Origin of the sequence: Chryseobacterium sp. ISL-6 (assembly GCF_018613715.1) — a bacterium.
Classification (GTDB): Bacteria; Bacteroidota; Bacteroidia; order Flavobacteriales; family Weeksellaceae; genus Chryseobacterium; species Chryseobacterium paludis.
The window spans coordinates 1-15,876 of record NZ_JAGGPT010000004.1 but is presented as its reverse complement, the minus strand read 5'-3'; the positions used below and the strand labels follow the sequence as shown (position 1 = coordinate 15,876).

Genomic DNA, 15,876 nt, shown 5'->3' with positions numbered 1-15,876 from the left:
TTTTACTTATTTATAGTTAAAAATCTACATTAAGATACGGCTCTGGTATTTTTTTTAGATGTAATTTAAGGATTGAAATAAGGTGGGAAATAAATGAAACTTATAGGGCTTGTTGGCTATATGTAAGGTAATTTGATCACTTTCTGAATATTTGATTACACACAAAAATTAAATTGAAAGATTATGGCTATTAAAGATATATTGTCAAAAGAAAATGGTAAAATTATTACATTTTATAAAAATGGGTCCTGGTGGATAGCTTATGAACAAAGTGCATACTGTTTGTGGCAAATAGGAGAATTCGTACCGTTAATAAAACAGATGAAATACCTTAGAAGAAATATTCTGAGTATCCACTTCCATAATATGATTTTAGATGATATCATTAATAAACTATCTGTTTATGGAAAAGTTAACCAGGAGAAGGATCGCATTCAGGTAATTCTCAGTAAAAAAGTCAGTCAACGGGGGTTTGTGAATTGGAAAGAGAGTGTTTGTTATAGAGGGTTAAAAGAAAATATTTTAGCTTTTTCGCTTGAAACGAAAACATCTGTCGAAGCGTATCAGTTTTTGCGGAAAGTCCAGATAAGCCTTAACAATCAACTATGAGGAAATTTTCTTGAGAGAATTTCTTAATAGGTATATTGTTTCTGGTAGAATTGGTTTCACCTTTGGTTAACCTTATTTTTTATTTATGGTAGTGAAAATAGAGATTTATGCTTCGTCTTTACATTATGAACAACTGGAGAACGACCGATTTATACGAGCTGCTATTTGATAATGGTACTGGCTGATTATTTTCAGTTGTTGCTTCTAAATCAGAAATTGTTACATCCGCATTTTTAATAGATAATACAGTAATCGGCACGACATCTCAGTTAAGATAGATATTTTACGATCATTTATATCAATAACATATATCACTTATGATTATGTGCAAATTAATGATGTAACCGCGAATCTCAAACTTCATATTTTGTAACAAACCATTCTGATGATGAGGTTTAGAAAACCAAGTTTAATGATTTCCTGGTTCCACATTATAAAATTTGGGTTTAAAATATAACTGCAACACAAACTTAATTATTTAACGACTTCTTGTTAAATTTCGTATTATAACATGTTTTTAATGTGCTGATTTTTAGATTCAAATGTACAGCTATTGATTTTCATCGATAACAAATTCATGCTTTTATCATTTCAGCATTTGGAATTTCTGTTTATAGTTTTGCGAGGATTATTTTTTAATCAAGACTATGTAACACAGTCACCATATATTCAATGAGATATAATTAAATTAGTAATCAAGAACTTATAGCATAACCATTATAATGATAAAAAACAGTAAAATAATAATTACTCATCATAGCCAAAATTAATACTTAGATTTTTAATTCCTAAGTTCAGTGACAGGGAATAAAATACTAAGCTTCCATACATTTTATTTAATAATAATCTTTAACAAAAATAAATGAAAAAGTTATATTTATTACAAATTACCTTCATGGGTACTTGGTCCTTCGCACAAGTAGGAGTAAACAGTGTAACCCCTAAAAGAACCTTAGATGTAACCAGTAATACATCTTATTCAAGCACTTCAGATGGTTTTCTTATTCCACGATTAACAGGAAATATACTTCATAATGCGGAAACGGCTGGCATATATGGGGCTGATCAAAATGCAATGCTGGTTTTTGTAACGGCAGCGCCGGATCCTGGCAACCGTACTGGACAGGTGGAAGGAATGGAAACTGCAGGTTTCTATTATTTTGATGCCGTGACTAATCGCTGGGTAAAATTGATGAGTGGTGGTACGAGTACTGCTCAAATCGGTCAGCTCCTGTGTTCTTCTGCAACAAACACGGGTATTTTAGAAACTATGAAGTCTGCTTCAGGAGTAAATGTTACTATTCCATATAATGCAGGTAATGGTAATACCTTTCTGGACTTGTTATTCCTTCTAGTGGGGTAACATGACTTACAGTTATTCTTCCTTCCGGGACACTTAATAAAGGTAATGGTATTCTTACTTTTGCTATAATGGGAACTTCCTCTTCTTCCGGTACGGCTCAGTTTGATCTTTCGCTTGGCGGAAAGGATTGTAAGTTTACTGTTCCGGTACAGCCTGAGCCAAGCTTTCTGGAGATGTTATTGTTACTATCAATGGAAAATCCCACCACATGATGACCCATAACCTTGGTGCTGACTATACCAGAGATCCAGACGTTCCTAATCAGGCTATTATGGGGGGATTATTATCAATGGGGTAAAATTACTCCTGTAGCTACAGCCTATACCTCTGCTGGTTCTGTTTCCAGATGGATCACAAGTAATTCCGCTAATAAATCATGGAACAGCGGAACAGATGATGCTCCCGTTAAAACTGAAAATGATCCATGTCCATTAAGTTATAGAGTGCCTACGAAAACTGAATGGCTAGGATCTATTTCAGAAAGTACAAGCTCTAATATTTTGTCTCCATGGGCCACTGGTACAGGGGATGGTACTACTAAATTCGATGTTGCCAAAATATTCGTGAATAATGGAAATACTTTAACATTTCCTTCTGCTGGACGTCGTCTTTATAATGATGGTTCTCTTACTAACCGTGCTCGCTGGGGAGCTTATTGGAGCAGTACGGAGAATGGATCCCGAGATGCTTACGATTTTCTTATTACTGAAACCGCAGCAGATGCTAGTGTTCGCCATAATGGATTTTCAGTACATTGTATTTCAAATTGATTATATTAATTACTTAAAAGGATTTATTGCACCTACTTCCGAAAATAGACTCAAATTAAAATAATTCAAGCCTCATTTTTCAACTTACACATTCGTAATAAAACTACTATTCATTAGTAGTAATGCTACAGTATATCTGACTATTATCCAATAGTATATAATTAAATTTATAAAATATTAGATTCTCGATAAACAACTGTTTAAAATAAATTTTTAAAATATAAACCTATGAAAAAGTTATTTTATTTACCTATTGCCCTAATGGGTACAATCGTCTCAGCGCAAGTAGGAGTAAACAATATAGACCCTAAAACAACTTTAGATGTAAAAGCTAAGGGGGGAGCGGGAGACACTGATGGTTTACAAGCACCGCGATTGACAAGAGGCGAACTTACTATTAAAGGAAATACTTTATATGGAGTGGATCAAAAAGGAGCTTTGATTTATATTACTGATATAACTAGTGGTGATATTTCTGGTCCTAGAGTAAAAATAGATTCTGTTGGATATTATTATTTTGATGGCTCCGTGTGGCAAAAAATAGCATCTGGCGGGACTGAACCAGGAATAGTAATAGGATATTCTGCTCTATTAACAGGTAGTCAAGTACCATGGCCAGGAAATAATACTTCAACATCTATTGATATCAGCTTAGGCACTGGAGCATTAACAGCCTGGAGAACCGACAATTATACGCTCACTGTACCTGTTGGACAATCTGGAACCTATATTGCTACTTATTCTTTAGGTTTGAATGTTAATGGTGCTATTTCGGCATCTTATTTACTTAGAGGTAATTTGTTGGTTAATGGAACAACAGCTATCTCTTCTTGTGGTACAGTAGCTGGAGGAAGTGGCTTTTCTTATTCTGCTGATAATTATTTTAATGTAACATCTAGTGAACCTCTTATCCTTAATGAAGGAGATGTTATAACTGTAAAGGGACTAACATACGGAACATCAGGAACCCCGCTTGGATTCAAATTAAAAAGCCTTATTTTACAAAAAGTTGAATAATTACCAAAATAAAAGATACTTAAGTAACTAATTTTAATTTTTTCAACTATTAGGGGTTCCAAAATTCAACATAGTATGGTAGATAAAGAACTGCCATATTTAAAAGGAAAATAATTGGAGTTGCTAACTTTGTTAGGACACAATTCTTATACTCTTTAACTTTAAGAGTATGAAAAAGATCAGAAAAAATTACAGTCTAGAAATCGAAGATTCGACAGAGTCAATTTAAGATCCAAGCAGTATCTTTAAGTGAACAACGGGGCAATATATCTTCGGTAGCTCAAGAATTGTGGATCTGCAAAGAAAGTTTAGTCAATTGGAGAAAGCTTCACAAAGAAGGTAAGCTTACAAAGGAAAAACAAATTTCCTCCGATCCTATTAAGAGAAGAGCTACTGAGACTTCGCAAAGAACTAGAAGAAACAAGCTTGAACGTGATATCTTAAAAAAGGCGGTAGGTATCTTCTTAGGGAGAGACGGGTAAGATATAAATTTATCAAAGAACACGCTGTTGTGTTTCCTGTCGGGAAGATGTGCGAAGTATTAAAGGTAAGCAGGAGCAGTTTTTATCATTGGAAGAAAAGAAAACCGAGTAAGCAATCAGAAAGAAGAGCCATTTTATCTGCGGAGATCTTCAGTATCTATCATTGGAGCCGTGGCAGATATGGGAGCCCTGGGATTGTCAGGGAACTGGAATCAAAAGGGATAAGAGCTTCTCGCCCTTTTGTAGCAAAGCTGATGAGAGAAAGAGGTTTGAGAAGTATTGTAAAGAAATTTAAGAAAACCACCAACTCTTCTCATCGATACCCTGTTGTAGAGAATTATCTGAATCAGAATTTTCAGGTTAAAAGCAGTAAAGAGGTCTGGGTGTCTGATATTACCTATATCCGAACAGGTCAGGGCTGGTTGTATCTCACAATGGTCATTGATTTGTTTGACAGAAAGGTTATCGGATGGTCATTAAGTGAGACGATGAAGGCTCAGGACACCAGTATTGCTGCCTTGAAAATGGCACGGCTTCACCGTCCTTTACAGGATCATGATAGTTTAATTTTCCATTCGGACAGAGGGATACAATATGCCTGCACAGAATTTACGTCAATAGTCGGAAAAAACATTATCCGAAGTATGAGCGGAAAAGGAAATTGTTATGATAATGCTGTAGCGGAGAGTTTTTTCAAGACCCTGAAAACCGAACTTGTCTATCAAAATAAATATGAAACTAGAGGCCATGCCAAAAACTCTGTGTTTGAATATATAGAAACATTTTACAACACCCAGAGAAGGCATTCAGCTTTAGGAAATTTAACCATAAGTAGAGTATCAAAATTTAATGTCTAATCAATCTAAAAATGTAGCATAAAGAGTATATAAATTTTGTCTCAAAAATAATTGCAAGTTCAGAAGAGTTTGTAATTGAAAAACTATAACTTAGTAGTGATAATACTATGCTCTGTGAGGAGTGATTTAGAAATTTAGTTATTAAATTTGTATCAAACACTTTAGAATATTTCTTACAAAAGATGAAAAGGGATATGTTCCCAACCAACAGAGTTTTAATTGATTAAAGCTCTGTTTTTATTTTACATATACATATTGTAATACATCTTCATAACACTGTGTAAGATTACTGGATTAAATAAAGAAATTTTTGAATTGGCTTTTCTTTCTTCGTTAAGAAAGGCTTAAACACTTAATGTTATTCATACATTGAAAGTTACTGTCTATAATTAATCCAATAGCAGAATTGTACGAGAATTTCATTATTTCTTATTGAATTTGTAAAGAATTCTTGATAATGCTACATGTTGAGTCTTATAAATTGAAACTTTTGTTTTGGTTACATTCAATTTATTTTTTTTAATTGATAAATACAAATGATTTCCTTACAGAGCTTTTTCTTTTAGGAAGATTTGTAATTTAATTAGAATTTCTATTCAATTTAGTCAGTGTGTTAATAGTTCTGGTGTTAAACACAAATTCGTATTTCAAAACTAATAAGCTAATAAAATAATTCATTTCAAATTTTAAAACATAATAATATGAAGTCATCAATTTTAATAATTCTAATAATATAACCTATTTCATGAGTGATAATATATCTAGTAATGGTGAAGATAACGGTCTTAATGAAGGGACTACCAACATACTTATCAAGGATTATAGCCATCCGGCAACTGGGGCGTATTACTATTTCACAAATAGAGAAGGTATCGATGGAGGCGGTAAAAAAGCGATCATCGAAAGCATAAAAAAAGATGATTATTCTGATTATATTTATTTAAAAAGTTGGAATTCAAATGCTTTCACTGATGGAAAATTACATTCTTTTGATACACATAGACCTACTCAATTAATAATAAGAAATATTAATTATCCAACTTTACATAATATCATAATAAAGACTGAAGGTTGCGGATATACGACTTTTCCCCTAGAAGCAGGAGAAAGTTTTATTGTTGAATATACCGCAGATGGTTTTGCTTATAAAGGATGTAAATTAAAGCAAATAGATCTCAATAATGGATGGGCTAGTGATGATTTGAATTTTAGCCAGTCTTCCTTTCAAGGAGAGGTAACTTATCAGGCTTCATACGCTTATATAACTACTTTAATTGATACTAATACCGGATACCTGTATGGAACAGTAGATGCGGATGGTCTTGATGGTAAGGACGCTAATGCTCAGTTAGACGCCTACATTAGCCAGGAGAAAATGTATATAGACATCAGGAAATAATGATGTCTTAAAGCTTTATAGCAGCTATTACCACCTGATACAGCTCCTGATTTTGTGAGTGTAGAATGCATTGTAATAAAAAATACAAAATGTTTTAACTCAAAAAACATTGATCTCTTGACAGATTTAGAAAACATGATGTAGGTGTTTTTGTAGTGAATAATCTATAAAAAAATCGTTATACTACTATAGGTTTTGGTGTGGTGAACACAAATTTTGTATGTAATTTTGCAAAGAACATTTAAAGATGATTTTTAAATTATCAAACGAATGATGAGAGAAAAACATTCAATTTCCCCGTCTGGGACTTTAATGAAATTGAAGTCCTGGATTTTTTTTAAATAATTTAAATTTCATGATTAGGTAAATTATATTGAAAATATAATTACAGAGTGTATAAGTTTTTTGATGATAAGTAGGTAATGGCTCATATTATTTGGTGATTTGTTTAATATGAGTCCCTACTTAATGTTAAAAATAAACTGAAGGTTTTTTGAGAGGAGTGAAATCCTCAATTATATAAAATACGCCGGCTCTAAATGTAGCTGGCGTATTGATTTAATAAAAGATTTCAATGGTAAGGACCGTGTTAATCTTCTGGGAATAAAAAATTAAAAGTTTAAATAAGTCTAACAAAAAAATACAAAATGATATGAAAAATAAATCATGCATTTTACTATTAATCATCTCGGCAATTATGATGGCGCAAAAGGTGGCATTCGCACCGGAAATAGGAGTCAGTCTTTCTAACATACATACCAATGAAACCAAAGGGACTTCTAATAAATCAGGGTTGATGCTAGGAGTTGTTGCAAATGTCCAGATTAAGAAAAATTTTTATCTGGTGCCTGGTTTATTCTTTATACAGAAAGGAGCGCAAAAAACGGTATTGTCAGAAACAGCGGAGATTAATATTACCCGCACTATAAACTATTTAGAATTACCTGTAGATGCTTTATATCGCTTTTCTTTAAGAAAAGGTGATGGAATATTTTTATCAACAGGAATGTACGTAGCAACACCAATTAGCGGACAAAGCAATAAAAACATACTAATTTATGGTGGTGATATTCAAAAAGAAACAAAAAAGATGGAATTTGGGAATAATGCAAATCAAGTTAAACGTTTTGATTATGGGTTATGTTTTGGAATAGGTTACGAGAATCCTCTTGGCATATATATCAAGGGACGTTATGAATTAGGTTTGCAAAACGTTGTCAATGTAAAATATCTTTATAACAGGAGTGTAATGGTAACATTAGGATATATTATAAAACATAAACCTTAATTTCAAATCATACAAAATGGGTTGTTGTAATACCCAGTTTTCCAATAGATCGCAATTGATGCCTTGAGTTCATTTTATAACAATAAATTTATCATAAAGGTAACTTCCGTGAATGTTTGCATCTGAATAGCGAGATCATCCTATCGTAAATACAGCCTCAGTTTTTGTGATAATGTCTAATCATAATTATCATACATTTTAATTAATTTAACCATGAATATTAAAAACGAATTTATTTTCTTTATACAGCAACTCCAAAATGAATTATGTTCTGTACTTGGAGAAATAGATACTAACCTCACTTTTAAGGATGACTTTTGGACATACCCTCAGGGAGGAAATAGCCGAACCTATGTTATTTCCAAAGGTAATGTATTTGAAAAAGGTGCTGTTAATACATTCGAAGTTCAAGGTGATTTACCCGAGATAAAAGCCCATCAGTTTGGGGAGGGAACACGCAGGTATATGGCATGTGGTATTTCGCTAGTGATACATTCCTTTAATCCCTTTGTTCCTACCATACATGCCAATTTCAGATATTTTGAATTATATGATCATAACGGGTATTTAAAAGACAGTTGGTTTGATGGAGGAGTCGATCTGACTCCTTTTTATCTTGAAGAAAAGGATGGTAGTCATTTTCACAGGACTTTTAAAAATGCATGTGACCCATTTGGCGTGGAGCTTTATCCTGTATTTAAGAAAAAATGTGATGAAAACTTTATAGATAAGCAAAGAAATGAAGCGCGAGGAATTGGCGGTATTTTTTACGAATTTCTTCGACCTAATAAAGTTAAAAGTGCAGAAGAAATTCTCGCCTTGTCAAAAGCCATTGGTAATGCCCTGATTCCGGCTTATCTTCCTTTGGTACTAAAGAATAAAGATATTCCATATACTGAACACCATCATCGGAACTGGCAGGCCTATAGAAGAGGGCGTTATGTAGAATTTAGTCTCATGCATGATCGTGGAACATTACTAGGATTTGAAACCAGTGGACACACAGAGCCTATTTTTATAAGACTTCCGCCAGTAGCAAGATGGGAATATGATTTCTATCCTCTATATGGAAGTCCTGAAGCGCAATTAGTGGAATGGCTAAAACCACGGGATTGGATCAATATATAGTGAATTTTTGATCTGCAATCTGTTTCAACAAAAGCTTGTATGAGATTTTTTTTTGATATCTCATACAAGCTTTTGTTTCTTTTTGAAAATGAACAGCATATCAATGTTATCTTGTTGCGTGTAAACTCTTTCGCTTACTTGCATGCTGTATTTGATCGTTAAAAATTATTGTTTATTCTATTCAAGTAGTTAAAAAACTATAGTTTATGGATGATAATATGACTGGTATTCAGATAGATATAGTATATGTGTTTTTTAATTTTGTCAGGTAATCTTTGACAGAACATTCATTTTATAACTATTTTTTGTTGGAGCAGTAAACAGATAATCATTGGATTAATGTACAATTATCCGGTAGGAATTTCTGCCGGATATGTTTATTATTTTGAATACGATCTTATTTCTCATATAATACACAATTTCCAGATGATAGAATATTAAATAGTAATTGAAATGGGTATAATAATGTATTTGCGGTGTGAAAGGCAGGTTTTCTATCAGTGTGAGCATCAATGGATATTATCATATACTTGATGTGAAAAAGGTTTGTTTAAGCCCAGAAGTATATTTCATGAGGCTTAATAAAGATTGGAGAAGAATTTTTAATCTAAATACTATAGCATGGAAAATATAATTAATATTAAAAACCTGAGCTTTGGGTTTACAAAGCATACTCCCATTTTAAAAAACCTTAATTTCTCTGTTCCTAAAGGAAGTATATTTGGATTTTTAGGTGCAAATGGTGCCGGCAAGTCTACAACAATGAAACTGCTAGTAGGTAGTATTCCTGATGAAAGTAATTCTATTACAATAGATAATCAAAAAATAGCTGAATTCTATCCGGAAGGGTTTAACAGAGTTGGAAGCCTGATTGATGCACCTTCTTTCTATGATCATTTGTCAGGGTGGGATAACCTTCTCATTCTTTCCAAATTAAGAAAATTACCCGAAATGGAATGTGAGCGGGTATTGCATCTTGTTGATTTATGGGAGAATAGAAATATGAAGACGAAAAAATATTCGCTCGGAATGAAACAAAGGTTGGGAATTGCAATGGCATTATTAGGAAACTCAGAATTGTTGATTTTAGATGAACCCGTCAATGGATTAGATCCCAGCGGAATGATTGAAATGAGAGAGCTTCTTATGGACTTAAATAAAAAGCATAAGACGACCATATTTATTTCCAGTCACCTGCTTCAGGAAATTGAAAAAATGATTACCCATCTTGCAGTGATCTCAAAGGGCGAAATAAAATTTTCTGGAAGTATTAGGGAGCTGAGAGAACAACAAATACAGCATGTCAGAGTGGGAGTATTTGGCGCTTCTCAATTTATGAATCAGATTCCAGATGAGTATTGTGCTATGTTGATTGATAAGGATACACTGGATCTTACTATCGGATCCAAAAATGAGCTGGCTATACTTATTCGGAAGTTAGTCATGAAGAATGCTGAAATTTTTGAGATCAGAAATAACCTCGGATTAGAGGAGTGGTTTATGGAGCTAACAAAAAATAAACACTGAAATGGAAAAATTGATTATTGCCATCAACGTTGAGTGGCTTAAAATAAAAGGGCTGGCTTTAGTTTACTTAGCATTATTTTTAGGAATTTTAATACCGGTAATTGTTTTTATTTCATCTTTTTTTGATGATGATATTGTTACAGGGGAAGAATTGAAATACTCGGTAATAGAATCTGGTATCGTCCAGGATATTGGAACCTTTGCATTCTATATCTTGTTATTGCATCTTGTTATTGTTACAAGCAGAATTACACAAATAGATCATAAAAATAACGGATGGCAGCATATGGAAACCCAGCCGGTAAGGAAGTTGACTTTATATCTTTCAAAATATACGATTGTATTAGCTCTGAGTTTTTTATGTATTATTTGCTATTTTATCAGCAGTATTACTTTGTCTTGTGTGAATTTTTATATTCATCATAATCCAGCCATGCTACTGAAAATTGATATTGTTTGGGTCATAAAGAATTTCTTGCGTTTATCTATAACAGGTCTGGGAGTTGCCGCTTTTCAATTTTGTGTTTCGATTATTTTAAGAGGATTTGTCTGGCCATTTCTTTTTGGATTTATGGGCCTTATTATAAACACCTATTCATGGGGAACCGGGGAAAGCATAGCTTATATACCTTATAATTCATTGTATCTTTTTCGGAAATCCTCTGATATTAATGAACTCAATAGCTTTATATCATTTTCAGAGTATGTAAGTATATTTTGGATGTTTTTGTTTTTACTGATAGGATACCAATGGTATAGTAAAAAAGGATTCAAACGTGCTTTTTTTAGGAATCTTAAAGCAGCAGTCCTTTCTTGCCTCTTTTTTGTAACAAGTATTGTGCTTTTTTATATACTCCAACGACCGGGAAGTTTTAAGAATAACGAAAATGGAGTTAAGATTAAAGGATTACTGGAATCCGATCATGCCATCGATTCAATAAAAATTTTTTCTAAAGATTTTCATAACCTAATAGGCTCAACCGCTGTTCATCATAATCAATTTATTTGGGAATCGAAAAAAAGACTGCCGTTTGATTATTATACTTTGGAATTTGACAATAAAAAATTAGATCTTTTAATGGGTTATGGAGACCGGTTTGAATTAAATATCAAATACAATGACGTTTCTATAAAGTATTATCTGAGGTCCAATAGGGCGGCAGACCAGCAGTATAAGAATCAAATAGAGGTTAATAATAGATTTAGAAACGCTCTGGAATCGAAAGATTATCAAGATAGCCCTGAAAAATTCTACAGGTTGGCCCAAAGTGAATGGAAAGGAGGCCTGCATAAAATTGATCGCTTTACCGATGCAGAAAATTACGGACTTTCCGATGTGTATAAAGTTTATAGAAAACAGTTGTTGGCAATATACTTTTTAAACCAATTCGATGATTATAGAAAAATAACGTTATTAAATGATCCTGCATTTACTCCTCCCAAAGAGTTTGTAGATGAGTTGAATAACTATATCAGAAAACCGACTTTATTATTAAGTAAGGATGATCAATACCTTGATTTTAAGCTTAATCAGTTACTCAGTAATAAGGAAAGGATTTCTTCTAATCCGGACAGTATTCTTTTTGTAAGGCTGAATGCAATGCCGGATGGAATAGAAAAAGACCGATTGATTAGTAAGCAATTGATTAAAAGTATAAGCTTAGAAAACGATAGTATAGTAAGAAAAAAACTTTTTGCTACCGAATGCAGACAAATTATAAATAAGGATTATAAAAAGTTGACCGAATCAAAATTTAATGCAATTAATATTTCAAAAAAAGGTGCTCTATTTCCTGATTTATTTCTTGTAGATGAGAAAGGAGGTAATAAAAAACTGTCGGAGTTTCAAGGAAAATATATAGTCATTGATTTTTGGGCCAGCTGGTGTGGGCCTTGTAAAAAAATTCGCCCCATATTTGACGCTAGAAGTGTACAATACAGAGAATATAACAATATTCAGTTTATATCCATCAGTTTTGATACGAATAAAAGTAAATGGTTGAATTTTTTAAAAACAAGACCCTCCCGGGTTCCACAATATTGGCTTGCTGATAGTAGAATACTGATGGATAAATATAAAATTGACGGCATTCCCAGGTTTATTATTATAGATCCGCAAGGCAAAATTTTTAACTTTTTTGTTCCTTTTCCTGATGAAGATAACTTCGTAGAGATTTTAGATAGGTTAAAGAAATAGTAGCAGTGTCGGAATTAAATGATTCTAAATGGTTTCTTTTCTCTTGATTTTGTAGGAAATTTTTAAATATTTTTTATTAGTTTCATCTTTGTTGGTAGTTGAAAAACTATAGGTGATTAATGATAATACGACTAGTATTCAATGAGATATGGTAAATATCTTTTTATTTTTGTAAAGTAATTTTTAAACAATTATTATTTTATAAATATACTTTTTTGGTTAAATAGTAAAAAGTTTGGCATTTTGAGAATTTTAGTTTTCAAGTATCCGGTAGTAAGATAATATGATAATATCTGCCGGGTACTGTTTGTTTTTTTTTTGAAAGCCTTTTCTTATTACTAAATGTGTAATAATGCAATTATGGAAAGATAGATTGCTAGTTAATAATTAAAAATTTATAGAAATGATTAAAGTAATTTTATTTGTTGTTTGTACATCGGGTATCTTTTTATCTGCACAAGGTGTAAAGTTTGAAAACAATAAATTCTCGGAAATTTTAGCAAAAGCAAAAAAAGAAAATAAACTTATATTCTTAGATACATATACTTCCTGGTGTGCCCCTTGTAAACTTATGGGGAAAAAGGTCTTCCCACTCCAATCTGTAAGTGAATATTATAATTCTAATTTCATTGATGCGCAGTTTGATATGGAGAAAGGTGAAGGTTTAGCAATTGCTAAAAAATATAAAGTAAGCTCATATCCTACTTATCTTTTTATTAACGGAGATGGGGAAGAAGTGCACAGAGGAAAAGGTTTTATGGAAGAAAATGAATTTATTCAATTGGGGAAAAATGCGCAAGATCCCAGTAAACAAATATCGGTGCTTAAAAAGAATTTTGATAATGGTGAAAAAAATCCTGAATCTCTAAAAAAATTAGCACGCCTTACAAGTGATGATGCTGAATTTAACTACAAGGTTGTTAAACGCTATTTCGAGCTAAAACCCGATATAAGTAATGAAGATGTTATGCTTTTATTTACGTCAGTAAATGGGTATGAGGATCCTCGTTATGAATTAATTCAGGCAAAAAAAGCTGAGATCGTTAAATTAATTTCACAGGAAAATTTTGATGAGTATAATCAGTTGATTATTCTTAAAGGAATTAGAAAAAAAGCATATGATAAATCGACAAAACAGCTAAATGATAACATTTTTTTACAAGAAGGAGAAAAATTTTTTGGAAAAGAAAAGACACAAGAACTGTTTTTAGATGAAAAAGCCAATGCAGCTTTAGAAAATAAGGATTATACGACCTACGAAAAAATGATGCTTGAAAAGTATCAAAGTGATTATACCAAAGAAGATCCCATGGAATTAGCTATGATAGCAGGGAATTTTGCTGATCATATTGAAACAAAATCATCTTTGGAAACAGCAGCTCGTTGGGCTTCTGAAGCCGAGAATAAAAATTCAAATCCTATGATTGAATATACTCTGGCTAAATTATATTATAAAATGGGTGATAAAAGTAAAGCCAAAGGATACTCTGAGAAATCACTCGAAGGAGCTTGTAAATTACAAGTTAGGGATCCTGACTTTGAAGCGGAGCTTAAAAAATTTATTGACCACTTGAATAGCTAATAAACTAAAACTAATAACCATAAAACCAAATTAAATAATCATGAAAAAGACAAATATTTTTCTTTTTTCATTGGCTATAACGGCCTCTTGTTCTAAGGGATCCGATAAAATAGTAATAAAAAATAGTGATTCGGTTAATCAGAATGTGCAGACAACAACTGATACTATTAAAAGAAGTATAATTCAGCAGATACCGGAACGGGAAGTTACTGATTCTGTTATTACTCATGAAATAGATCTGCTTAAACTACCCATGGAAGTTGATGAGGAATTATATAATGAAAATCAAAAATTAGTCCTTCAGCTAATGAATGTTAAAAAATCTAAAATATCAGGACGTATTATTCCTGAATCAGGGCAAATGAATATTCGTTTTAATAACATAGCATTAAATGGTAAAAGTATTGATGGTCCCTTTGGGTTAGATTTCGATTATGATCTGGAAGAAAATGGTAGGTATAATATTATTATTGGAAAAAGCCTTATGGCCTCCGGTAGTCAGATAGGAAAATTTAAAATTGTCCTGAAGTAATCACCAATGAAAATTGTTTCATATGTTTTTTTTCGGGGGATTTATTGATAATGTATGTGTAAAGGATGTTACATAAGTGTAAATCACCAAAAACAAGTTGATCTATGAAAAATATGAAAATTTTATTAGTGATGTTCCATTTGAAAAAGTCATCATTTTGGATAAAGGTGGAAATGAAAGTATTTTAGAAGCCTATAAACAGGACTAACCATTTCATTTCTTAGTAATGAAGCACAGGATTCCCATCAATGTTTTGCGATATATCCTGGAGCATTTAATGTGATACATTTGTCAATTACTACTTAATCCTATACTGAGTCAACATATTGCTTAGAGTATAGGAATTAAATTATGATACGATTAAAAAATAAAGTATGAAAAAGCTATTTATATTATTTATTATTCTTTCCTCATTTTTGAATGCTCAAGAATTAGAATTAATAAATGGAGATTATACGTATACTAAAATAAGTAATGTTGACAAACCAAAAAGCGAAATTTATGCTATGCTAAAGAAACAGTTTAGTAATAGTACTCAATACACAATCAATAAAGATGATCCGCAATCGGGTATACTTTCTGTGACTAAAAGTTTAGCTTTAGAGCATTATAGTGAGTCTGAAACTACTATCCCTTCATATGAAATTAATATTGAAATTAAAGACAAACAGATCATTTACAAAGTAAATAATATTGTTTTTAAAGATATTTTCAAAGGGATGACCAATACAAAAAATGATTATCAAAATTTATTGAAAAGGATAGTAACTTCAGAATCTAAAATAAAAGAACTCGGTCATAAATTGAAATCTGAAAAAAAGAAAAGAAAAAAATCAGATATCAATAATGAGCTTGACAAAGAAAATGAAAAATTATCTACATTAAATACAATTAAGAATAATTTAATTAATGATTTCTCAACAGTCATACAATGATAACCAGCCAGCCTGCGTGAGAGGAAATAAGATGAATAAAGACATTTTTTTCTGTCTATTTTGCTTATTATATTTCTCGTTCTTTTGTCGTACTTCATGGCTTCGTAGACTTAAAGATAATTATTTTAGTTTAGCTTTTAATATTTCATAAGGCGTTTTTCCTTTAAAAGATCCATGTGGCCTATTGAAA

At 32.0% G+C, this 15,876-nt stretch carries 15 protein-coding genes; all 15 read left to right on the top strand.

Annotated features, from left to right (window positions below):
* The first annotated feature begins 183 nt into the window (after positions 1-183).
* The 15 genes from J7E44_RS07395 to J7E44_RS07325 all read left to right on the top strand — a co-directional run bounded on the left by J7E44_RS07395 (position 184) and on the right by J7E44_RS07325 (position 15,686).
* Positions 184-609, top strand: coding sequence for a hypothetical protein (locus tag J7E44_RS07395; RefSeq protein ID WP_214827286.1), 426 nt, complete (start codon positions 184-186; stop codon positions 607-609).
* Positions 610-1,471: 862 nt separating this feature from the next.
* On the top strand, positions 1,472-1,972 hold the full coding sequence (locus J7E44_RS07390) for a phage tail-like protein (RefSeq protein WP_214827283.1): 501 nt from the start codon (positions 1,472-1,474) through the stop codon (positions 1,970-1,972).
* Between the two features lie 68 nt (positions 1,973-2,040).
* A complete protein-coding gene (locus tag J7E44_RS07385) occupies positions 2,041-2,184 on the top strand; it encodes a hypothetical protein (protein ID WP_214827279.1) in 144 nt (47 codons plus the stop codon).
* 12 nt (positions 2,185-2,196) lie between these two features.
* Complete coding sequence (locus J7E44_RS07380) at positions 2,197-2,742, top strand: fibrobacter succinogenes major paralogous domain-containing protein (protein ID WP_214827277.1); 546 nt, start codon at positions 2,197-2,199, stop codon at positions 2,740-2,742.
* Between the two features lie 228 nt (positions 2,743-2,970).
* A complete protein-coding gene (locus J7E44_RS07375) occupies positions 2,971-3,759 on the top strand; it encodes a phage tail-like protein (RefSeq protein WP_214827273.1) in 789 nt (262 codons plus the stop codon).
* Positions 3,760-3,968: 209 nt separating this feature from the next.
* The gene (locus tag J7E44_RS24245; protein WP_214827389.1) at positions 3,969-4,241 is read left to right on the top strand and encodes a transposase; all 273 of its coding nucleotides are present in this window, start codon (positions 3,969-3,971) and stop codon (positions 4,239-4,241) included.
* Between the two features lie 11 nt (positions 4,242-4,252).
* Entirely contained in the window at positions 4,253-5,098 is an 846-nt protein-coding gene (locus J7E44_RS07365) for an IS3 family transposase (RefSeq protein WP_502757492.1), read from the top strand.
* Positions 5,099-5,843: 745 nt separating this feature from the next.
* Complete coding sequence (locus tag J7E44_RS07360; RefSeq protein WP_214827270.1) at positions 5,844-6,497, top strand: hypothetical protein; 654 nt, start codon at positions 5,844-5,846, stop codon at positions 6,495-6,497.
* A 652-nt stretch (positions 6,498-7,149) separates the two neighbouring features.
* The gene (locus J7E44_RS07355; RefSeq protein WP_214827259.1) at positions 7,150-7,785 is read left to right on the top strand and encodes a porin family protein; all 636 of its coding nucleotides are present in this window, start codon (positions 7,150-7,152) and stop codon (positions 7,783-7,785) included.
* A gap of 213 nt (positions 7,786-7,998) precedes the next feature.
* Complete coding sequence (gene hemF / locus J7E44_RS07350) at positions 7,999-8,913, top strand: oxygen-dependent coproporphyrinogen oxidase (RefSeq protein ID WP_251040521.1); 915 nt, start codon at positions 7,999-8,001, stop codon at positions 8,911-8,913.
* Between the two features lie 621 nt (positions 8,914-9,534).
* On the top strand, positions 9,535-10,440 hold the full coding sequence (locus J7E44_RS07345) for an ABC transporter ATP-binding protein (protein WP_214827256.1): 906 nt from the start codon (positions 9,535-9,537) through the stop codon (positions 10,438-10,440).
* 1 nt (position 10,441) lies between these two features.
* Positions 10,442-12,637 (top strand): thioredoxin-like domain-containing protein, encoded by a 2,196-nt coding sequence (locus tag J7E44_RS07340; RefSeq protein WP_214827253.1) that lies wholly within the window; start codon positions 10,442-10,444, stop codon positions 12,635-12,637.
* Between the two features lie 403 nt (positions 12,638-13,040).
* Entirely contained in the window at positions 13,041-14,219 is a 1,179-nt protein-coding gene (locus J7E44_RS07335; RefSeq protein WP_214827250.1) for a thioredoxin family protein, read from the top strand.
* A 40-nt stretch (positions 14,220-14,259) separates the two neighbouring features.
* Positions 14,260-14,751 carry a hypothetical protein gene (locus J7E44_RS07330; protein ID WP_214827248.1) on the top strand — a complete coding sequence of 164 codons (492 nt, stop codon included), beginning with the start codon at positions 14,260-14,262 and terminating at the stop codon, positions 14,749-14,751.
* 374 nt (positions 14,752-15,125) lie between these two features.
* Positions 15,126-15,686 (top strand): DUF4468 domain-containing protein, encoded by a 561-nt coding sequence (locus J7E44_RS07325; protein WP_214827245.1) that lies wholly within the window; start codon positions 15,126-15,128, stop codon positions 15,684-15,686.
* The last annotated feature ends 190 nt before the right edge of the window (positions 15,687-15,876 follow it).